General features: G+C 63.9%; 16 protein-coding genes. 8 read left to right on the top strand and 8 right to left on the bottom strand.

What is annotated here, in order from left to right; translation table 11 throughout:
* The first annotated feature begins 436 nt into the window (after positions 1-436).
* Positions 437-1,003: a carboxymuconolactone decarboxylase family protein gene (locus tag HDIA_RS07140; protein ID WP_099555540.1), complete on the top strand. Its 567-nt coding sequence runs from the start codon at positions 437-439 to the stop codon at positions 1,001-1,003.
* A 57-nt stretch (positions 1,004-1,060) separates the two neighbouring features.
* Here the strand turns inward: HDIA_RS07140 and iolG are convergent, their stop codons facing one another.
* From iolG to HDIA_RS07110, 6 genes are all read right to left on the bottom strand, one after another.
* The gene (gene iolG / locus HDIA_RS07135) at positions 1,061-2,062 is read right to left on the bottom strand and encodes an inositol 2-dehydrogenase (protein WP_099555539.1); all 1,002 of its coding nucleotides are present in this window, start codon (positions 2,060-2,062) and stop codon (positions 1,061-1,063) included.
* 93 nt (positions 2,063-2,155) lie between these two features.
* Entirely contained in the window at positions 2,156-2,932 is a 777-nt protein-coding gene (locus HDIA_RS07130; protein WP_099555538.1) for an ATP-binding cassette domain-containing protein, read from the bottom strand.
* Between the two features lie 11 nt (positions 2,933-2,943).
* The gene (locus HDIA_RS07125) at positions 2,944-4,014 is read right to left on the bottom strand and encodes an ABC transporter permease (protein ID WP_099555537.1); all 1,071 of its coding nucleotides are present in this window, start codon (positions 4,012-4,014) and stop codon (positions 2,944-2,946) included.
* Positions 4,015-4,124: 110 nt separating this feature from the next.
* Positions 4,125-5,069 carry a sugar ABC transporter substrate-binding protein gene (locus tag HDIA_RS07120; protein WP_099555536.1) on the bottom strand — a complete coding sequence of 315 codons (945 nt, stop codon included), beginning with the start codon at positions 5,067-5,069 and terminating at the stop codon, positions 4,125-4,127.
* Positions 5,070-5,150: 81 nt separating this feature from the next.
* Positions 5,151-5,969 carry a TIM barrel protein gene (locus tag HDIA_RS07115; RefSeq protein ID WP_099555535.1) on the bottom strand — a complete coding sequence of 273 codons (819 nt, stop codon included), beginning with the start codon at positions 5,967-5,969 and terminating at the stop codon, positions 5,151-5,153.
* Positions 5,970-6,107: 138 nt separating this feature from the next.
* On the bottom strand, positions 6,108-7,139 hold the full coding sequence (locus HDIA_RS07110; protein ID WP_099555534.1) for a LacI family DNA-binding transcriptional regulator: 1,032 nt from the start codon (positions 7,137-7,139) through the stop codon (positions 6,108-6,110).
* A 164-nt stretch (positions 7,140-7,303) separates the two neighbouring features.
* On the opposite strand from HDIA_RS07110, the gene HDIA_RS07105 reads away from it, so the two are divergent.
* The 3 genes from HDIA_RS07105 to HDIA_RS07095 are packed head-to-tail and all read left to right on the top strand — an operon-like array spanning position 7,304 to position 9,081.
* Positions 7,304-8,383 carry a fatty acid desaturase family protein gene (locus tag HDIA_RS07105; RefSeq protein WP_245884191.1) on the top strand — a complete coding sequence of 360 codons (1,080 nt, stop codon included), beginning with the start codon at positions 7,304-7,306 and terminating at the stop codon, positions 8,381-8,383.
* Positions 8,384-8,421: 38 nt separating this feature from the next.
* The gene (locus HDIA_RS07100) at positions 8,422-8,736 is read left to right on the top strand and encodes a MocE family 2Fe-2S type ferredoxin (protein WP_099555532.1); all 315 of its coding nucleotides are present in this window, start codon (positions 8,422-8,424) and stop codon (positions 8,734-8,736) included.
* A 3-nt stretch (positions 8,737-8,739) separates the two neighbouring features.
* Entirely contained in the window at positions 8,740-9,081 is a 342-nt protein-coding gene (locus HDIA_RS07095; protein ID WP_099555531.1) for an oxidoreductase C-terminal domain-containing protein, read from the top strand.
* Positions 9,082-9,212: 131 nt separating this feature from the next.
* On the opposite strand, the gene ppk2 is transcribed toward HDIA_RS07095, so the two are convergent.
* Positions 9,213-10,103 (bottom strand): polyphosphate kinase 2, encoded by an 891-nt coding sequence (gene ppk2, locus HDIA_RS07090; RefSeq protein WP_162292698.1) that lies wholly within the window; start codon positions 10,101-10,103, stop codon positions 9,213-9,215.
* Positions 10,104-10,698: 595 nt separating this feature from the next.
* Here ppk2 and lexA point away from each other — a divergent pair.
* Positions 10,699-11,409 (top strand): transcriptional repressor LexA, encoded by a 711-nt coding sequence (gene lexA / locus HDIA_RS07085; RefSeq protein ID WP_099555529.1) that lies wholly within the window; start codon positions 10,699-10,701, stop codon positions 11,407-11,409.
* A gap of 64 nt (positions 11,410-11,473) precedes the next feature.
* Here lexA and HDIA_RS07080 read toward each other — a convergent pair whose 3' ends face one another.
* Positions 11,474-13,804, bottom strand: a complete 2,331-nt coding sequence (locus tag HDIA_RS07080; protein ID WP_162292617.1) for a ComEC/Rec2 family competence protein — start codon at positions 13,802-13,804, stop codon at positions 11,474-11,476.
* 246 nt (positions 13,805-14,050) lie between these two features.
* Between HDIA_RS07080 and gltX the strand changes: the two genes are divergently transcribed.
* The 3 genes from gltX to HDIA_RS07065 all read left to right on the top strand — a co-directional run bounded on the left by gltX (position 14,051) and on the right by HDIA_RS07065 (position 18,759).
* Complete coding sequence (gene gltX / locus HDIA_RS07075) at positions 14,051-15,469, top strand: glutamate--tRNA ligase (RefSeq protein WP_099555527.1); 1,419 nt, start codon at positions 14,051-14,053, stop codon at positions 15,467-15,469.
* 284 nt (positions 15,470-15,753) lie between these two features.
* Positions 15,754-17,046, top strand: coding sequence for a citrate synthase (gene gltA / locus HDIA_RS07070; protein WP_099555526.1), 1,293 nt, complete (start codon positions 15,754-15,756; stop codon positions 17,044-17,046).
* Positions 17,047-17,328: 282 nt separating this feature from the next.
* Entirely contained in the window at positions 17,329-18,759 is a 1,431-nt protein-coding gene (locus tag HDIA_RS07065) for an alanine/glycine:cation symporter family protein (protein WP_099555525.1), read from the top strand.
* Positions 18,760-18,769: the final 10 nt, after the last annotated feature.

The following is an 18,769-nucleotide window of genomic DNA, read 5'->3' as shown; positions in this document are numbered from 1 at the left end:
TTCGGCAGATCAGTCGAAGATTTCGAAATTCGCTGACCCTGAGCATCCTTGCGATGCTCACTCACTCGTGAGTCCTTTATTCCATCCAAGACATTGATGGTCAACCGCCTTTGGCCCGAAAAGCACCCTATTGACTTGCCTGAATAACAATCAACTTGACCAAAAAACGTTCGCGCACTCGCCATGACCGCCGCTTTCCGGGAGCTTTGCGCCGCTGAAAAAATAAAGTCGGCTACGGGTCACAGGCCCAATTGTCGCATGCGGTGCATCGCCGGCGGTCATACATAGGTATGACGGTAGACCCGGCGATCTGCGGCAGCCCGCTTCGTCCGGGCCAGCGACCCCATACCAAGATATGGTGCATCTTCCGTTGGACGCATCGCACCGCCTCCCCATGTCCCGTGTCGTCACGCAATCCGGACCATGAGGAATTCCCATGCGACTGCCCCTGATCGAACCCGCCGATCTCAGCGAAGCCCAGAAGCCCCTCTACGAGGACATGCGGCAGGGCATCGGCCAGAAGTTCAACGCCTTCGAGGCCATCCACGCCAGCGGCGCGCTGATGGGGCCATGGAACCCGTGGCTTCACGAGCCGCAAATCGGCAAGGCGATCTGGGATCTCACCAAGGCGATGTCCATGGACGCGAAGCTGCCGGACAACGTGCGGCAGATCGCCATTCTCGTCACGGGCGCGCATTTCAACGCGGCCTACGAGATCTACGCCCATGCCGCCATCGCGGAAAAAGAGGGCGTGAGCGCCGAACGGCTGTCGGCACTCTCGGCCGGCGTGAAGCCGGCGGGTCTCGAGGCGGCCGAAGAGGTCGCCTTTGACGTCACCCAGGCGCTTCTTCGCGGCGGCATCCTGCCGCGCCCGACCTACGACCTGGCGGTGAAGAGTTTCGGCCAGCATGGCGCGAACGAGCTCATCTACCTGGTCGGGCTCTACGCGCTCGTCTCCGTCACCCTCAACGGGTTCAACGTGCCCGTTCCCGAACGCCCGTGAGCGAGGGCCGTGGGCAGGGGCGCGCAACGCCCCCCTGCCCGGTCTTTTCCGGCCGCCTCACTCGAATTCGGACACCTTGACCACCCGGCCCTCCGTGGCCGACGCCAGAGCCGCATCAGCCAGAATGAGCGACCTCAGGCCATCGAGGCCCGACGTCTCGGGCGTCGTGCCGTTTTGCAGGGCGGCGACAAAGGACGCGATCTCGGCGGCATAGGCGGCGATGTAGCGCGTCATGAAGAAGTCGAGGAGCGGCGGACGCGTATAGCCGTTTTCGTTGGCGACAATGATGTTCGCCTTGCGATGGTTCTCCGCCGCGACCGAGCCCTTGGAGCCGTGAACCTCGATGCGCTGGTCATAGCCGTAGGTCGCGCGCCGCGAGTTGGTGATCGTGCACTGGCGCCCGGACGCCGTCGTCAGGATGACGTTGACGCTGTCGTAGTCGCCCGCCTTGCCGATTTCCGGATCGACGAGGTTGGACGCGGCCGCCATGACCGTCTCGACCTCCTCGCCCAGCATCCAGCGCGCAACGTCGAAATCATGGATCGTCATGTCGCGGAAGATGCCGCCGGACCGCTTGATATAGTCGATCGGTGGCGCGCCGGGATCGCGCGAGGTCAGCGTGACCATCTCGACCTTGCCGATGATACCCTTGTCGATCTCCGCCTTCAGCGCCCTGAAATCCGGATCGAAGCGGCGCTGGAAGCCGACCATGAGCGTGCCCTTCGCGGCCTCGACGGTCTTCAGGCACGCCTTGACGCGGTCGATCGAGAGATCCACCGGCTTTTCGCAGAAGACGGCCTTGCCGGCTTTCGCGAACTGCTCGATGAGATCGGCATGGGTGTCGGTCGGCGTGCAGATGACGACGGCGTCGATATCGTCCGAAGCCGCGATCTCGTCGATGGTGCGGATGTCGCAGCCATAGGCCGACTGGACGGATATCGCGGCAGCATCCACGGGGTCGGCGATGGCGACGAGCTTTGCGCCATCGACGCTGGAGACCGCACGCGCATGGACCTGCCCGATGCGGCCGGCACCGAGAACACCGAATTTGACAGTCATTTCTTCCTCTTTTTCGATTGTCGTCAGCCGTGGGCGTGGATGCCCAGGCTGGCAATCAGATACGGGTCCCCAAACAGCACCGGCGCGATTTCGTCAAGCGGCCTCGACGTCGTATTGGGACTGTGTCTTGGCGCCGGTGATGTAGGCCACGACGTCCTGGCCGTCGGTTTCCTCCTTGCGGAGATTGGCCACGACACGGCCCCGGCGGAAAACGACGATGCGGTCGCACAGATCCATCACCTGACGCATGTTGTGGCTGATCAGGATGAGGGACTCGCCCGATGCCTTCAGTGTGCGGACAATGTTCTCCACCTGCGCCGTCTCCTGCACGCCCAGTGCAGCGGTCGGTTCGTCCATGATGGTCAGCTTGGAATGGAAGGTCGCAGTGCGCGCGATGGCCACGCATTGGCGCTGCCCGCCGGACATGTTGCGGATCGGCTGGCTGATGTTGGGGATCTTGACCGCGGTCTTTTCCAGCCCCCGCAGCGTCGCCTCGCGCATGGCTTTGTAGTCGAGAATGGAAAAGGGCCCGAGGTTGAACTTGATCTTTTCCCGCCCGAGGAAAAGGTTGTCGGGCACGTTCAGATCGTCAGCGAGCGCCAGATTCTGGAACACCGTCTCGATGCCTGCCTCGCGCGCTTCGAGGGGGCCGTCGAATTCCACCTCGCGGCCATCGAACCAGACCGTGCCGCGCGTTCTCTGCTCGACGGCGGTGATCTGGCGCACGAAGGTCGACTTGCCGGCGCCGTTGTCGCCCATGATGGCGACGTGTTCGCCGCGGCGGATCTCGAAATCAGCATCCTGAAGCGCGTGAACGCCGCCATAGTGCTTGGTGAGGCCCTGGGTTTTCAGAACGATGTCGTTGTCCATCTTTTCCTCCCTCAGCGCAGGGCCGCCAGATAATGGCGCCACCGGTCGAGAACCACCGCGGCGACGATGATCGCCCCCTTGACCATCTCCTGGTAATAGGCGTCGAGCCGCAGGAACGTGAAGCCGGAGATGATGACGCCGAAGATCAGCGCGCCAAGAACGGTGCCGACGACGGAGCCGCGTCCGCCGGACAGCGAGACCCCGCCAATGACCGCCATGGCGATGGCGTCCAACTCGTACATCACGCCCATGCCGGCCTGAGCGGTCAGGTTCTTCGACGACAGGACAATGGCGGCAAGGCCGGAAAGCACGCCGGCGATCGTGTAGATCAGCACCTTGTGGCGGGCGACGTTGATGCCGGACATCCGCGCCGCGCTCTCGTTGGAGCCGATGGCGTAGGTGTGCTTGCCGTAGAGCGTGTATTTCAGCAGGAGGTGGAAGAGGATGGCCACGCCGACGAAGATCACGACGGGCATCAGTCCGCTGCCGATCTCCTTGTAGGAGTCGGTCGGGAAAGAGATCGGCTTGCCCGCGGTCCACCACTTGGAGACGCCCCGCGCGGTCACCATCATGCCAAGCGTCGCGATGAAGGGCGGAATGCCGGTGTAGGCGATGAGCACGCCGTTGACGAAGCCCGCGAGCAGGCCGCAAAGCAGGCCGATCGCGACCGGCACGAGAACCGGCAGATCCTGTGCCCAACTACCGAGCGCCGTCGTCGGATTGGGGTTGCCGTTGACCTCGGCGACCTGGGCGAAGCTCATGGCGATCATCGCGGTGGCGCCGACGACCGAGCCCGATGACAGGTCGATCCCGCTGGAGATGATCACCTGCGTGACGCCGATGGCAATGATGCCGACGATTGAAACCTGGAGGATGATGATCTCCAGGCGCGCTTCATTGAAGATCGAGCCGAAGCGGCCCCTCGTGTCGAACAGGAAGCTCTGGCCCATGAGGAAATGACCGAGCAGTTCGAAAACGCCGATGATGAGCAGGAGCGCGATGAAGATGTTGGCCTCGTTCGGCCAATTTCTCTTCTTGGCATCAAAGGTCAGCCCTCCAATGCCATGGGTCGTGTCAGCCATGAAACTTTCTCCCCTCCACCAGACGCCTGGTGCCTCGTCCACCATTTGGCGCCCGGGAGCGGCAACCCCGAACGCGCGGGGTTGCCATCTGTCTCGAACGGACCGGACGATCAGTTCTTCGAGGTGTATTTTTCCATGTTTTCCGGCGTGACGAGTTGGAACGGAATATAGACCTTCTTGTCGACGCTTTCGCCCTTGGCGAGCTTCAAGGCCGCGTCAAGCGCCCCGGCGCCCTGCCCGGCCGCGTCCTGGAAGACGGTGACGTCGAGGTCACCGGCGCCCATGGCCGCCAGCGCGTCCTGCGTGGCATCGACGCCGCCCACGACCACGTCCTTCATCGACAGTCCGGACGCCTTCATGGCCTGAATCGCACCGATGGCCATCTCGTCATTGTTGGAGATGACGCCGTCGAAACGTTCGCCGGTCGACAGCCAGTTGGTCATCAGGTCCTGAGCCTCGTCACGGCTCCAGTTGGCGGTCTGCTGGTCGATGATCTCAAGCTTCACGGCGCACTTGCCGCCCTCCATCACGTCGTGGATGTCCTGCGTGCGCTGCACCGCCGCCTGGTTGGAGAGTTCGCCCATCATCACGTAGACGCGCGCCGGGTTCTTGCCCTCCTTGGCGAAGAGATCGCAGACCGCCATGGTCTCCAGTGTGCCGGAGTCGCGCTCGTCGGAGGCGACGAAGGCCTGGTTGTCCGGCAGCGAGTCCACGTTCACCGGCTCGCGATTGACATAGACCAGCGGCACGCCGGCAGCACTCGCGGCTGCGGACATCGCCTCGGTTGCCGAGGTGTCGACCGGGTTCACGATGATCGCGTCGACGCCGGAGGCGACGAAATTCTTGATCTGGTCAAGCTGCTTGGCGACGTCGTTCTGCGCGTCCTCGACCTGCAGGTCGACGCCTTCCATGCCCTTGGCCTGCGCGATCATGCCGTTGCGCAGGACCGTCAGGAAGTTGTCGTCGAAGAGCGCCATCGAAACGCCGATGTTTTCGGCCATGGCACTCGTCGACATCAGCGAGACAAGGCTCGCCGCAATCAGGACTTTTTTCATTGGTTTCCTCCCCTTATCCGGTGTCCGGCGCACCTTTTTCACGTTGCCGGAGGCCCTTTTCGGGCGATGAACGCCGACAGTTCAGGCAGCTGCTGCCCGCTGGCGTGCGCGTATGAAATTCATGCTGGTCTCAAGGGCGCCGACAGGGTCGGCAAGGTCGTGCACTTCACTGGCAAACGCCTCCAAGGACACCGGCCCGCGATAGCCCGCCTCGGTGAGCGCATCGATCTGCGCCACGTTGCCAAGACGATCGCGTTCGTCGACGAGGATGCGATGCTCGTCGCCCATTTCGCTGATCGCGAGCGTCTGGTCGACGACACCGGACACGTGAACGATGCCGGTATGCTCGGGAAAGAGCGGGCCGCCGCCAGCGAGATAATGATGGAAAGTGTCGTGGACGAGCTTGAAGGTTCCGGCTCCGCCGAGCGCCTCGATCACATCGACGGCCTCGCTCTTGTGGCGCAGGGCGCAGATCTCGAAACCCAGCGGCTCGACAAGGCCAATGAGCCCGGCCTCTTCCAGCATCGGCTTCAGTTCGCGCAGGGCAAGGCGCAGATTGGCCTGGCGCTCGCCGTTGCCCAGCCCCAGTCCATCGTTGCGCGGAATGAGGCTGACCGCCTCGGCGCCAGCGGCCTTCGCGATGGCGATCAGAGCCGCGGCTTCGGCGGCCTTCTCATCGCTCCAGTCGTTGAAGCGCTTGACCTCCGCGACGGCGAGGATGCGCAGGCCCTTGTCACGCGCCATGCGCCCGGCCTCGGCCGGATCGATCCCGTCAAAGAGTTCGCCCGGCAGATCGTTGCGGACCTCGATGCCGACGCAGCCAAGCCGGGCCGCGATATCAAGCAGATCGCGATAACCCGCACGGGCGACGGTCATATGGTTGAGAGCGAATGACGGCATCTGGCGTTCCCTTTCCCGGCTCGTTTATATTGCTCGGGTTCGCCAGAAAGTCTCCGAATTTCACCATCTCCGTCAATCACGGAAGATGCGTTTCTATCATTCCTGATAGCTTTCGCCCTCACCACCCTCGTCCCGTCGTCAGACGGATTCGGGCAGATATAGGTTCGGCTGGAGAAAGTGCTGCCCGGGCGGCGGCTTCGTTTCATCGAACAGGGCGGCGGCGGCGAGGCTGACGAGATCGGTGCAGAGCTTCTCCAGCGGCGTGGAGATCACCATCGTCACGTAGCGATCGATCAGGGCGCGGCGGCTTTCGGGCGTCAGTTCGTTGACGACCAGGGCCACTTCGCCGGGTTGGCGCACCTCGCGTAGCGCCGTGATGGCCCCTTCCATGCCGCCGCCGGCGCAATAGATGCCGGCAAGGTCGGGATTGCGGTCGAGGAGATCGAGGGTCGCCTCGTAGGTGAGTTGCCGCGTTTCCAGATTGACCAGCGCATCGAGGATCGTGAACTGCTGGGCGTTCTCGCGAAAATAGCTTTTGAGCCCGGTTTCGCGAAGTTCGTGGCCATGCCAGCGATAGCCGCCGACAAAGACGCCGATCTTGCCGGGTTTCTTGATGGCGGTCGCCAGCATGTGGCCGGCGATCCGCCCGACCTTCAGGTTGTTGAGGCCGAGATATCCCTGACGGATCCCTTGCGCGAAGTCATTGAGAAGCGCGAAACACGGCACGCCGCGCGCCTGAATCCGTTCGGCGCAGTCGGCGACATCGACATGGGTGATCGCCGTCGCGGCAACGACATCCGCGCGCTCGGCCATGCGCTCCAGACTGGCAACGAAATCCGACGGCGCCTGGGACGGCGAAAACTCGAACAGGACCCGCACACGCATGCCGGAGGCGCGTTCGGCCGCCTTTTCGGCCTCTGCCCGGAACGCCTGATAGAAGGCCTGCTTTTCCTTGTGAAGCACGTAGCCGATCGTAAACGCCGGCAGGTCGGCGGCGATACGCTGGCCGATGAGCCCAGCGCCATGATAGCCGATCGAGCGCGCGGCCTCGAAGACGCGCCGCGCCGTTTCCTCACGCACCCTCGCGCGCCCGTTCAGGACACGATCGACGGTCGCGACACCGACGCCCGCAGCCTCGGCAAGGTCCGAAATCGTCGGGCGCTTGGCCATTTCGCTCTCCAGTCCTGATCGCTTTCCATCACATTGACTATCAGAAACTGATTGAAATTGAGAGAAAATGCAAGGCTCACTATAGGTGATCAGTGCCGCTGCACTTTACCTTCCGTTCAGATCGACCGGCCGGGCGGCGGCATATGAGCGGGAGGATTTCTGACATGGCGAAACGCGACTATTCGCTGCTCGGACCAGATGGCGCCCGGGCCGTCGAGACCGGGCTTTCGGCGGCCGAGTGGTACCACAGCGATATTCCCCGCCTTGAAATGAAGGGCCTGATGAAGCGGACGGACGAGCCGGCCATCCGCGATACGCTGCTCCTCTTCGGCCTGATGGTCGTCTTCGCCGGCCTCGGCATCGTTCTTTGGCCGAGCCTCTGGTCGGCACCCTACTGGCTCGCCTATGGCGTTCTCTACGGCTCGGCGATGGACAGCCGCTGGCATGAATGCGGCCATGGCACGCCGTTCCGCACGCAAAAATACAACGATTGGGTCTACCAGATCGCCAGCTTCTGCATGATCCGCAACCCGGTAACCTGGCGCTGGAGCCACGCCCGCCACCACACCGACACCATCATCGTCGGGCGCGATCCGGAGATCGTCGCGATGCGGCCGCCGGCACTCTTGCGCATCCTGCTCAACGTCTTCGGCATCGTGGACGCGTTCCAGGGTTGGGTCCGCATGCTCGTCAATGCCTCCGGCAGGCTCGACGCCGAGGAGGCGACGTTCATTCCCGACAGCGAGAAACCGAAGGTGATCCGCATCGCACGGATCTGGACCGCAATTTATGCGGCGACGATCGCACTGGCACTGGCGACGGGGTCGATCCTGCCGCTGATGGTCATCGGCCTGCCCCGGCTCTACGGCGCCTGGCATCACGTCATGACCGGGCTCCTGCAGCACGCTGGCCTCGCCGACAACGTGCTCGACCATCGGCTCAATTCGCGCACGGTCTACATGAACCCGATCTCGCGGTTCATCTACTGGAACATGAACTACCACGTGGAGCACCACATGTTCCCGATGGTGCCCTATCACCGGCTTCCCGAACTGCACGAGAAGATCAGGCACGACCTGCCAGTGCCGAACAGTTCGATCTGGCAGGCCTACCGGGAGGCCTGGCCGGCGCTGAAGCGCCAACTCCGATACGAGGACTATTTCCTGAAGCGCGAGCTACCGGTCACCGCCCGGCCCTATCGCGAGGACTTCCACGTCAACGCACTGGGAAACGCGGCTGAATAGAGCCGCCCGAGAACCAGAAAACAGGGGAGGAGACAACAATGGCAGACTGGATCAAGGCCTGCGCGGCGGACGATATCGAGCAAGAAGACGTCATCCGCTTCGACCATGGCGGGCGCACCTTCGCGATCTACCGCAGCCCGGACGACGCATTTTTCTGCACGGACGGGCTCTGCACCCACGAGCAGGTGCATCTGAGCGACGGGCTGGTGATGGACCATGTCATCGAGTGCCCCAAGCACAACGGCCAGTTCGATTATCGCACGGGCGAGGCCCTGCGCGCGCCGGTCTGCGACGATCTTGCGACCTATGAGGTGCGCGTCGAAGGCGCCGCCATCATGGTCAAGGTGGGCTGACCGATGACCCGCTATGTGATTGTCGGCAGCGGCGAGGCCGGTGATCCCGTCACGCACGCCCCAGGCGTCTGGTTCTGGTCCGATCACTATGATCTCGGCCTTCAGATGACGGGACGCTTCAGCCCGGACGACACGATCGTGCGACGCGAGATTGGCAACGGATTTCTGCTTTTCGCGCTCGATCCGTCCGGCAGGCTCCGCGCCGCGGCGGGCATCGGCACAGGGAACGCCGTCGCCAAGGACATTCGCTTCGCCGAGATGCTCATCGGGCGGGACGCATGCCCCGCGCCGCAGTCGCTTCAAGATCCGTCGCTCAGCCTGAAGACACTCTTGCGCTCGGCCTGATGCCGCTCAACCTGGGGCACGACAGCAGGGGCCGTCCGACCGCTGCAGGCCGGTGTGTGGGAGCGCAAGGCCAACGCTGGTCCTCTGGCCCGGGCCAGAGGACTGCGGACGCGGACTGCGGATGCGGCCGGTCAATATTTCGACGGGACATAAAGCTCCGGCGGCAGGACCTTGCGCTCGTAATCCGGATTGAAGACACGCTCGGGCAGCGTGATCTCCTCGTGCGGCACGTCTTCGTATGGGATCATCGTCAGGAGATGCGCGATGCAGTTGAGCCGGGCGCGCTTCTTGTCGTTGCCCTCGACGATGTACCACGGCGCTTCGGGAATGTTCGTGCGGGCGAAGGTGTCTTCCTTGGCCTTGGTGTAGGCCTCCCAGCGCACGCGCGACTGGAGGTCCATCGGCGACAGCTTCCATTGCTTCAGCGGGTCGTGGATGCGCATCAGGAAGCGCATCTGCTGCTCCTCGTCGGTGATCGAGAACCAGTATTTGACGAGGCGGATGCCGGAGCGGACGAGCATGCGCTCGAACTCCGGCACGTCATTGAAGAACTGATCCACCTGATCTTCACTGGCAAAGCCCATGACGCGCTCGACGCCCGAGCGATTGTACCAGGAACGATCGAAGAGAACGATCTCGCCGCCGGCCGGCAGGTGGGGCACGTAGCGCTGGAAATACCACTGCGTCTTCTCGCGGTCGGACGGCGCGGGAAGCGCGACGACACGCACGACGCGAGGGTTCAGCCGCTGGGTGATGCGCTTGATGACACCGCCCTTGCCGGCGGAATCGCGGCCCTCGAAGATGATGACCACCTTCTCCTTGCTGTGAGCGACCCAGTCCTGCAGCTTGATCAGCTCCGACTGAAGCGACAGCAGCGCGCGAAAATACTCGATCCGCGGCATGGATGGCGGATGCGACTTTCGATAGATCTTGCGGATTTCCGCGGATAGCGCCGGCTCGGACAGTTCGAGTTCGTAGTCTTCGTCCAGCGTGTCGGCCAGTTCCGCTTCCAGCCAATCCATCGCCTGCTTTTCATCCGTGGCTTTATCCACCTGACTCTCCGGTATTCCGTGTCCCGATTAAGTATTTGCCCCACTGTTTCACAGGCGGATGACGGATTTTTGACTGCACATGACGTGCCATTGGTCACTGGATTGCGCCCGTCAGGCTCCAGACCGAGCTGGCCATCCTGTGGCTATCTCTGAAAGTGCGCGACGATGGCAGGACGCCCGCGGGGTCGCGGCGCCCTCCTTCATCGGAACATGTGGCAACAACCGTCTGAAAACTCGGGCATAAGCGCGATCGCGGCATCGGGAGTGTCTCTCATCACTGGATCCGGGTCAAAGCGCATGCCTCCGGTGCCCGCTTGCAGAACACAGCCAGAACAGCTATGTTTGTTCGTGATTTGTACCGAATCAGATCCTTGGCTGTCGGACATTCGTAAGTTCGGATGTTCAGTGGGGGTGCTTGCCCGGGGAATCGCTGCAACTGTTCTTTGGCTGATTGTGCCACCGGCAGGCGAGTTCATCGATTGACAAGGACTTTTCGGCGATAAAGGCCATGAATTCGGGCGTTTGAAACGAACGGCCGATCTCGGGCCGGAAGGGGCGACAGATAATGCTGACACGCAAGCAGCACGAGCTGCTCATGTTCATCCACGAGCGCCTGAAGGAAAGCGGCGTGCCGCCGTCCTTCGACGAGATGAAGGAAGCATTGGATCTGCGTTCCAAGTCCGGCATTCACCGTCTGATCACGGCCCTTGAGGAACGCGGGTTCATCCGCCGCCTGCCCAACCGGGCACGCGCCTTGGAAGTCATCAAGCTTCCGGATTCGGTCGGGCCCGGCCTTGCCAGCCGCTCGCGCGGCTTTTCTCCCAATGTCATCGAAGGCGACCGGGGCAAGCCGCGCCCTGCTGCTGCGCCAGTCGCCGTTCCCGAGCCGTCCGATTCCCTCGCCGTTCCGGTGATGGGGCGGATTGCTGCTGGCGTGCCGATTTCCGCGATCCAGAACCATTCGCACACGGTTCAGATTCCGGTCGACCTGCTCTCGCACGGCGAACATTTTGCGCTTGAGGTTCGCGGCGATTCCATGATCGAGGCCGGCATTCTCGACGGCGATACGGTTGTCATTCGCAAGGGCAATACCGCCGACTCCGGCGACATCGTCGTTGCCCTCGTCGACGACGAGGAAGCAACGCTCAAGCGGCTGCGCAAGCGTGGCGCGTCCATTGCCCTTGAGGCCGCCAATCCCGCCTATGAGACACGGATCTTCGGCCCGGACCGGGTGCAGGTTCAGGGCAAGCTGGTCGCGCTGCTCAGGCGCTACTGATCCCGGGCAGCCGCCTGCATTTGCCGGGCGTTTCGCGCGCATGGTCCGGCGGGTGAAGCTCGGGCTACTCGCCGGTCAGCGAGGCGGTCCACGGACGTGGACCTCGGGGCAGTGACTGCGCTTCCATGTCCAGACGCCAGCGTCCATTGCCGGCGTCCTGCCATCGATAGGTTGTCGCGCCCTTGCCCGCGATCTGACCTGCGTCGATGACAAGAGCGCTTTCACCGCACCAGCGGGGCGCCGCCAACGGCGTGATGACAAGACCGGCTCGGGTGCACTCCTCGGCAAAGGCCCGAGGATCGGTGACAAGGGTGATGTGGTTCGCCCCCCCCTTCCTCGATCCGTCCGGACCGTCGGTTCCTTGCCGGCCGGAATGCTGAGCGGGCCTCGGCGTTTCCCTTTCGGGCGGGGCGGCGGAGAGCCATGCCCCATCTTCGCCGGACGACAGAGCCTTTCGATCCTCATCCGCGGTCGGATGCTGCCGACCGGCGAGAAGCGCGGTTCGCGTCAGAACGCAGGCCTTGTCATCGCAGGCGACATTCTCCTTCAGCCGCCAATCCCGGGCGGACCAATCAAGGCCCATGTGGCGCAGCCAGCTTTCCATGGTGAAACTCGTCACGCGGCCAAGCCCCCTCGGCGTTCCGTCCGCCGTCACGACAAGGGCGCCTCGCCCATCCGCCGTCACGAGCAGCGAGGGTGGCCGCCCCACCGGCAGGACGAGGAGCCCGGCAGCGATCGGAAGGACGCCGAGCCAACGGATGCGCCGCGAAAAAAGTGCCACCCACAGGCCACCGGCCACCATCAGCAGGATCGCGGCAAGCGGGGGATGTGCGACGACACCGCCGTGGGGCGTCCAGTCCGCGACAAGGCGGGCAATGTCGAGCATGCGGTCGATGCCCCACCCCATCACCGCAAGCGCCGGCCCCTCCAGGCCAAGGGGCATCAGGACGGCAACGGCGACAGCCGCCGGCATGATCAGAAAGGTCACTAGCGGCATCGCCAGGAGATTGGCGGCAAGGCCGAACGGGGCGAGGCGATCGAAGTGCCATACGGCCACCGGCGCGGTCGCCAGTCCGGCGATCAGCGATGTCGCGGCCATGGCCGCCAGCAGCCTGACTGCGCGTGCCGGCAGACCGAACGGTCCCGACGCGAGCCCCTGTCCGGGCCTGGACCGGCGGTAGTTCGACCACCATTCATAGGTCGCGATCAGCGCCGTGACGGCGGCGAAGGACATCTGGGCGCCAGGGTCGAGCGCCGCGGCCGGTGTCGTCAGCAGGACCGCAAGGGCCGCCACGGCAACGAGACGCAGGCTGATGGCCGAGCGGCCGAGGATGACGGCCAGCAACACGAATGTGGTCATGATGGCCGCGCGCTGGGTCGGGACATTCATGCCGGAGACGGCGAGGTAGCCGAGAGCACCGGCAAGCCCCAGCACGGCCGCGATCTGCTTGACCGGCCAGTTGAGGGCCAGAAAGGGCACCGCCGCCAGAAGCGCCCGGGCCACGCCATAGAGAACGGCGGTGACCAGCCCCATGTGGAGCCCGGAAATCGCAAGCACATGGGCAAGTCCGGAGATGCGCATGGCCTCGGAAGCCTCGGGATCGATGGCGCCGCGATCGCCGACGATGAGCGCCGCGGCGACGGCCCCGGCATTGCCCGGCAGTTCGCTCCGGATCGAGGAGCCAATTGTCTGGCGGAAGCGTTCCAGACCGAGCATCGGGTCCCGCCAGAGCGAAACCGGACCTGCCGGTGCCGTTCGTTCGATGGCGCCAAGGGCAAAACCCGTCCCGCCGATCCCGTCGAAATAGGCGACGCGGGCGAAGTCGTAGCCACCTGGAACGACAGGACCCGACGGCGGGGAAAGGCGCGCGAGCAGGCGGACCTTGTCGCCCGGCCAGAGGCCTTCGCCGGGCAGGCGCCCGCTGAGCTGAATGCGGGCCGGCATTTCGTCGGGGCGAACCCTTGAGATGCTGGTTGGCCGCAGGGTGAGGCGCCCTCGCCCGTTCTGGCGGACCTCGACCCTTTCGACGACGGCCTCCACCGTCCTTGTCCGCTCTGCCTCAAGGGCCGGGGCGCGGTGAAGCTCCGTCTGTGCCTTGGCGATCAGAAAGCCGGCGAACGCCATGGCAAGCATGAGAAAAAGACCGCCGGCTCGCCACCACGCGAGAACGACTGCCGATACGAAAGCGAGACCCGCGGCGACGAGGATCGTTGTGCCGGGCTCTCCGGGCAGAAGGAAATAGGTCGCGCTTCCAGCCCCGGCCATGACCGGCAGCCACAGGATCCCCCGCCCGTCGGCCCGGTCCGCCTCGACGTCCCGCCACCACCCTGACAGCAGGCTGACAACGGGCCTTGCATATCCGACGGAAAACCGGCCGAGTGGCAGTCGGCCCATCCGCCTGTTCCGCAGCATTCGTCCGGCAGGAAATCCGTCGTCTGGCACGCGCGTCCGCCTTTGTTGCAGATGCCGGTTTTCCGGTTTTGCCGTCCTCACCAAGCTGTGCTAGAGCGTCGTCCAATTTTCCGAGCCCGGCCCCGCCCGTCGAAGCGACAATCCCGTGACAGGACCTACGTCCACGGGCCATTTCGACCTCCGGTCGCCGATCCGTCAAGCATGCACGTATATTCAGAGACCATCTCCATGTCCGACGTCGTCGTCACGCGATTTGCACCCTCCCCGACCGGCTTCCTGCATATCGGCGGCGCGCGCACCGCACTCTTCAACTGGCTCTACGCGAAAGCCAGGGGCGGACGGATGCTGCTGCGCATCGAGGACACGGACCGGACGCGCTCCACGCAGGCGGCGGTCGATGCCATCATCGACGGGCTCGAATGGCTCGGCATCGACTGGGACGGCAGCCCGATCTCGCAGTATGAGCGCGCCGACCGTCACCGCTCGGTGGCGGAGGAACTGGTCGCCAAGGGCAAGGCCTATTACTGCTACTGCACGCCCGCCGATCTGGAGGTCATGCGCGAGAAGGCGCGTGCCGAGGGACGTCCGCCGCGCTACGATAGCACCTGGCGCGATCGCGATCCGTCCGAGGCTCCGGCCGGTGTGAAACCCGCGATCCGCATCAAGGCGCCGCACGAGGGCGAGACCACGATCGATGATCAGGTCCAGGGCCAGGTGAACTTTCCCAACAAGGACCTGGACGATTTCATCCTGCTGCGCTCGGACGGCAACCCGACCTACATGCATGCGGTCGTCGTCGACGACCACGACATGGGCGTCACGCATGTCATCCGCGGCGACGACCACCTGACCAACGCCGCGCGCCAGAAGATCATCTACGATGCCCTTGGCTGGGATTTCCCGGTCATGTCGCACATCCCGCTGATCCACGGGCCGGACGGAGCCAAGCTTTCCAAGCGCCACGGCGCGCTGGGCGTCGAGGCCTACCGGGCGATGGGCTACCTGCCGGCGGCGCTGCGCAACTATCTGGTGCGGCTCGGCTGGGGCCATGGCGACGCGGAAGTCCTCTCCACGGACGAGATGATCGAGCTCTTCGATCTTTCCGGCATCGGCCGCTCCCCTTCTCGCTTCGACTTTGCCAAGCTGGAGAACCTCAACGGCGTCTACATGCGCCAGACGCCGGACGGCGAGCTGCTCGCCCAAATCGAGCGGATGCTGCCGGAGATCGAAGGCGGGCCGGACCTGCTGGCGCGGCTCGATCCGGAGATGAAATTCAAGCTGCTGCAGGCGATGGCCGGTCTCAAGGAACGCGCGAAGACGCTCGTCGAACTCGTGGACGGCGCCAACTTCCTCTTCGCCCAGCGGCCCATCGCCATCGACGAGAAGGCCTCCGCCCTGCTCGACCCCGCGGGCAAGGCCGTCGTCGGCGCGCTTGCCGAGCAGTTTTCCGGGCTTGGCGACTGGTCGGCCGCCTCGACGGAAGCGATCGTACGCACCTATGCCGAACAGGAGGGCCTGAAGCTTGGCAAGGTCGCCCAGCCGCTCAGGGCCGCACTGACGGGGCGGACCACATCGCCCGGCATCTTCGACGTCCTTGCGGTCCTTGGACAGGACGAGGCGGTCGGCCGTCTTCGCGATGCGGCATGACATTGCGACGCCTCCGGCCAGTCAGCCGGCCGGAGGTCACTTCCGCAGCTTGGCCTCAAATCGTTGTGATGACTAAGCTTTCGCACAAGACGGCGCGTATCAGACTTTTGTACCAAAGGCCTCCGGCGCGGTGACTTGCCGCAATGCACATTTTCCGATACGCAAGTGGAGGTCTCAAGACCGCGTGCGTTCCGGCTCTTGAATACGGCACCGGGTCTTCCCCTCGCGATGCCGCCGGGACTGCGGTCTCCCGCAAAAAATAGCCTGCTAGGAGGTTCGACCCGATGAGCGAAACCAAGGCCTCCCTGACGACCGGTGGCGAAAGCCACGACATGCCGATCAAGACCGGCACGATCGGCCCGAGCGTCATCGATATTTCAAAGCTCTACGCACAAACGGGGCAGTTCACCTTCGACCCTGGCTTTACCTCGACAGCCTCCTGCGAGTCGCAGATCACCTATATCGATGGCGACCAGGGCGTTCTGCTCTACCGCGGCTACCCCATCGAGCAGCTTGCCGAGCACGGCGATTTCCTGGAGACCTGCTACCTGCTGCTTTATGGCGAACTGCCGACGGCAGCCGAGAAGGCGGACTTCGACTATCGCGTCACGCGGCACACGATGCTGCACGAGCAGATGAACCGCTTCTTCTCCGGCTTCCGCCGCGACGCCCACCCGATGGCCGTCATGACGGGCACGGTGGGTGCGCTCTCGGCCTTCTATCACGACAGCACGGACATCTCCGACCCGTATCAGCGGATGGTCGCCTCGCTGCGCATGATCGCCAAGATGCCGACGATCGCCGCGATGGCCTACAAATATTCGATCGGCCAGCCTTTCGTCTATCCCGACAACGCGATGGACTATTCGGCCAACTTCCTGAAGATGTGCTTCTCCGTGCCCTGCGAGGAGTTCAAGCCGAACCCGATCTACGCCAAGGCGATGGACCGGATCTTCATCCTGCACGCCGACCATGAGCAGAACGCCTCGACCTCGACGGTGCGTCTTGCCGGCTCGTCGGGCGCCAACCCGTTTGCCTGCATCGCGGCCGGCATCGCCTGCCTCTGGGGCCCTGCCCACGGCGGCGCCAACGAGGCGGCGCTCAACATGCTGCAGGAAATCGGCACGCCGGAGCGCATCCCCGAATATGTCGCGAAAGCCAAGGACAAGAACGATCCGTTCCGTCTGATGGGCTTCGGCCACCGCGTCTACAAGAACTACGACCCGCGCGCGCGCATCATGCAGAAGACGACGCACGAGGTTCTGGGCCAGCTCGGCATGTCCAACGACCCGCTGCTCGCGGTCGCGCTGGAACTCGAAAAGATCGCCCTTTCGGACGAGTATTTCATCGAGCGCAAGCTTTACCCGAACATCGACTTCTACTCCGGCATCACGCTGCGCGCCCTGGGCTTCCCGAAGTCCATGTTCACCGTGCTCTTCGCGGTCGCCCGCACGGTCGGCTGGATTGCCCAGTGGAAGGAAATGATCGAGGATCCGGGCCAGCGCATCGGCCGTCCGCGTCAGCTCTACACCGGTTCGCCGCAGCGCGAGTATATCCAGATGGAAGACCGTAGCTGACCGGCACGGTTCGTTCCTTCACCGACAATTGAGAACGGCGGCCCAATGGGCCGCCGTTTCCGTTTGAACGCCGCATGCCATTGCGATGCGGTTCGCCGGCACAAAAGTCAGGCGCAGCATGCCCTCTGCGGAACATCCAGATCAAAATTGATGCAGGCGGACAGAAATGTTCCGCCGCGCGACGATCGTCGCTGGCCAGCCTCCAGTCTCCATGGTCTTATTCCATAGGTAGTTGTACCTGCATGGTCACTCTCGGCCGTGACAGATCAGAGGAGGCGTGAAATGGCGTTTCTGGAACAAATCTTCAACGCGATCGGGGATCTGACATGGGGATGGTCGCTGATCCCGTTTCTCGTCGTCCTCGGCATCTTCTTCACGCTGATTTCCGGGCTGGTGCAGTTCGAGTTCTTCGGACGCATGTTCCGCGTCCTCTTTCCGCAGCCGGGTGACGAAGTCACCGGCCATATCAGTTCCCGCGAGGCGCTGCTCGTCAGCGTCGGCGGCCGCGTCGGCGGCGGCAACATCGCCGGCGTCGCCGTGGCAATCACGCTCGGCGGGCCGGGAGCGGTCTTCTGGATGTGGGCCATCGCCCTCGTCGGCATGGCAACGAGCCTGTTCGAATGCTCGCTTGCCCAGCTCTACAAGGAATCCAACGGCGACGGCACCTATCGCGGCGGCCCAGCCCGCTACATCATCCATGGCCTCGGACCGCAGTTCCGCTGGCTGGCCGTGCTCTACGCCGTCTGCCTGATCGCCGCCTTCGGGCTTGGCTTCAATGCCTTCCAGGGCAACACGGTCGCGGGCGCCGCCCAGGACAGCCTCGGGATCGACCGCCTCTGGACCGGCATCTTTCTCGCCGTCGTCACCGGCTTCGTCGTCTATGGCGGCATCAACCGTATCGCGAAGGCCGCCGACATCGTCGTGCCGGTCATGGCCATCGGCTATATCGCGATGGCGCTGCTCATCATCCTGATCAACCTTCCGAGCCTGCCGGGCGTCCTCTGGTCGATCGTCACCAATGCGTTCGGCTTGCAGGAGGCCGTCAGCGGCGGCATGGGGGCGGCGATCGCGCAGGGTCTGCGCCGCGGCCTCTTCTCCAATGAGGCAGGCCTCGGCTCGGCGCCCAATGTCGCGGCCGTCGCCTGGGTGCGGCATCCGATCAGCCAGGGCATCGTGCAGTCGCTGTCGGTCTTCATCGACACGATCCTGATCTGCTCCTGCACCGCCTTCATCATCCTTCTCGGCGACGTCTACCAGCCAGGCGTGACCGACATCAACGGCGTTGCCCTGACGCAGCAGTCGCTGGTCTCGCATGTGGGCGAATGGGCGCAATACTACCTGACGGTTGCCATCCTGCTCTTCGCCTTCTCGTCGATCATCTACAACTACTATCTCGGCGAGAACGCGATGACCGTGCTGACAAAGCATCCGATCGCCGTTCACATCCTGCGCGGACTCGTCATGGTACTCGTCTTCATCGGAGCGGTCGCTCCCGGAGCGACGTCGGTGTTCTTCTTCTCCGATCCGATGATGGGCGTGCTTGCCATCGTCAACCTGCTGGCCCTCACCATGCTGTTCCCGGTCGGCCTGCGGCTGCTCAGCGACTATCGCAAGCAGCTCAAGGCGGGCGTGGAGCATCCGGTCTTCGATGTCGACGCCTATTCGGATCTCGACATCGACCGCACCGCCTGGGCGGACGTGAAGCAGGCCTGAAGGCGCCGGA

The sequence above is a fragment of the Hartmannibacter diazotrophicus genome, assembly GCF_900231165.1.
Classification (GTDB): Bacteria; Pseudomonadota; Alphaproteobacteria; order Rhizobiales; family Pleomorphomonadaceae; genus Hartmannibacter; species Hartmannibacter diazotrophicus.
This window is presented reverse-complemented; position numbering and strand designations above follow the sequence as displayed.